At 65.9% G+C, this 2,313-nt stretch carries 1 protein-coding gene and 1 pseudogene; both read right to left on the reverse strand.

All coding sequences use genetic code 11. From position 1 onward, the window contains the following. Positions 1 to 231: pseudogene (locus Q0288_RS14410) on the reverse strand (hypothetical protein); the annotation flags it as partial. Between the two features lie 74 nt (positions 232 to 305). Beyond that, a complete protein-coding gene (locus Q0288_RS14415) occupies positions 306 to 1,880 on the reverse strand; it encodes a DUF935 family protein (protein ID WP_299431785.1) in 1,575 nt (524 codons plus the stop codon). Positions 1,881 to 2,313 lie beyond the last annotated feature (433 nt).

Raw genomic sequence — 2,313 nt, forward strand, 5'->3', positions numbered from 1 at the left:
TAGCCGGCTCTGGAACTGCTCGAAGGTCTCGCCCTCGGCCAACCCAGCGTCCAGAGCGTGCACCACCTCCTGCACGATGTCCAGCTGCGCCAGCCCAGTCACAAAAAAGGCCCGCTGTCGGGCCTGGTCGGCCAGGTTGAAGTACTCCTGGTCGGTGAGTGGAAGCCGGGCGCGGAACCACTCGATGGCGGCCTGGGGGTCAACCGGGTTGGCGTCTGGGGGCCAGGGCATAAGAAGGGTCGCAAGTCGCAGGTAGATGGTCGAAGGTCGAAGGTCAAATGCTATCGGCTATAGTGTATCGGCGCTCACAAATCCTCCCGCTGGGCCAGCATCCCAGCCATCTCGCCCAGCAGCCAGGCCGCCTCGACCAGCCTGCGCATAGAGCGGATGTCTAATTCGGGGAATAGCTCAATCAGGCGCTGACGCAGCCGCTCCGGGCTGGGCGCGGCCTGGATCTCGCGCACCAGGCGTTCCAGGGCGGGGGCGATGGCCTGGGCGGCCTCTTCGGTGCTGGCCCCCACCAGCTCGAAGATGAACTGCTGGCCGCTCATCATGCCCGGTCTCAGCTCGCGCTCCAGGGCCGCCAGCGGGGTGCGGGCCTCCTGGGCAGCTCGCAGGGGCGCCTGCAGCGCCGCCCCCAGCCGCGCCAGCACCGGCTCATCCGGGGCAGGCTCAGGCACCCCGAATTTCTCGGCCACCCAGCGCTGCGAAATGGGGTAGCCCATCTGCTGCAGGATGTCCAGGGTTTTGGCTTTTTCGGCCAGGTCCTCACCTTCTTCGATGATCCCGATGACCTTTGGGGCCAGCCGCAGGTTCTCCGGCCCGGCGTTGAAGGCGGTAAAGGGGCGTGCCAGGTCGCGCCGGATGGTGCCGGCCAGGGCCTGCACGTCCACCTCCAGCAGATCGGTGCGGGTGCGGCGGTGCTCGCGCCCCAGGGCCTGGGTGCCGTGCTCGCCCTCGCCGCTGGTGAGGGTCTGGCCCAGGGTAGCCAGGGTCATCTCGCGGTTGGCCAGCTCGTAGATGCCCCGGTAGACGTCGGGGCCGCCGGTAGCGCGGGATACCTCGATAATTTCGATCTCGGTATCCTTGCTGATGATGCCCGCCGCGTCGGTGCCCAGCGCCCGCACCGCCCGCTCCAGCGCCGCCAGCTCATCCTTGCCGGTGGCGGGGTCGTACTTGCCCAGCCGGTAGGGCTGGCCGAAAACCTCGGCGTAGACCACCCAGTCTTTGACGGCATAGTGCTTGAACAGATACCACCAGGCATTGGTGCGCATCAGGCCGGCCCGGGTTGGGCTGCCGGCACGGGCCTTGTAGCGGTGCTCCACCACCTGGCCGTAGGGCGGCAGGTAGCCCTGGGGGTGCTCCTGGGAGCGAATTTTGAAGCGCTTTAGCTCGAAGTCCCAGACCAGGAAGCGGGCCTCGATGTGCTCCATCTGGCCGGGGAACCACAGGCCGCCCTGGCGCTGCCAGGCCACCCCGACCTGGCTGACGCCCTGGCCCAGGGCGTCCTGCAGGTCCAGCATCCAGCCCACCCGGCTCGAGTTCTCCCACCACTCCCGGAAAGCCTCGGCCAGGCGCCCGGCCTGGGCGCTATTATCGGCGGGCTCGATGCGCCATTCGATGCCAACGGCCGAGAGCTTGCGGTCCTGCATCACCTGGGCCAGCTTGCCGTCGCGCTCCTCCATCTCGCTGAATAGCTCGGCCTGTTGCTCCAGAAAGCCCTCGTCGGCCTCGTAGATGATGCGGCTCAGCTTCTCCGGGGTCAGGCCCCGACTGGGGTAGCTCTGGTAGCGCTGCTCCAGGCCCACCACCGGGCTGGGCTGTTGGCTGGTGGGGGGTCTGCCGGTTATGGGGTTGCCGTACTGATCCAGGATGGGCATGGGCCTCCAAGCAGAAGCCCCTGCTCGCGGCGAGCAGGGGCTAGGTTATTAGAAGTATACAGAGTTTTGGTGGGCACTGCTGAGCGAACTACTCAGGATTGTGCGTAACTACCTTTTTACACCTGGTTGAGTCTGCCGGCTTTAGGCCAGATGCCGCATCTGAGGTGCGCCGTCTTGTTAGTATGGGGCATGGACGCCGAGCCCACTGGGTTAACAGTAGTATTGTTGCTTGCTGGATTTATCGGATTTTGGTGGGGAGTCTTCAGAAAAAGGGGCCACAAGGCCCGTTGGATAATCCCCTCTCTCATTATGTTGATGGCTGCACCCTACTTCTCCCCCGCCTGGCAGGCTCAGCTTCGGGAGGAGAATGCCCGACCCGAGGCCGCCAGCGTCGGTACGCCGCCAAAGCCCTCACCGCCACCAGCCCCCGCCC

The sequence above is a fragment of the uncultured Meiothermus sp. genome (genome assembly GCF_937863175.1).
Taxonomy (GTDB): domain Bacteria; phylum Deinococcota; class Deinococci; order Deinococcales; family Thermaceae; genus Meiothermus.

What these genes read in the sequence shown, in the direction of transcription:
- Q0288_RS14415 (WP_299431785.1), bottom strand. Translation starts at nt 1,880, where the DNA reads ATGCCCATCCTGGATCAGTACGGCAACCCCATAACCGGCAGACCCCCC.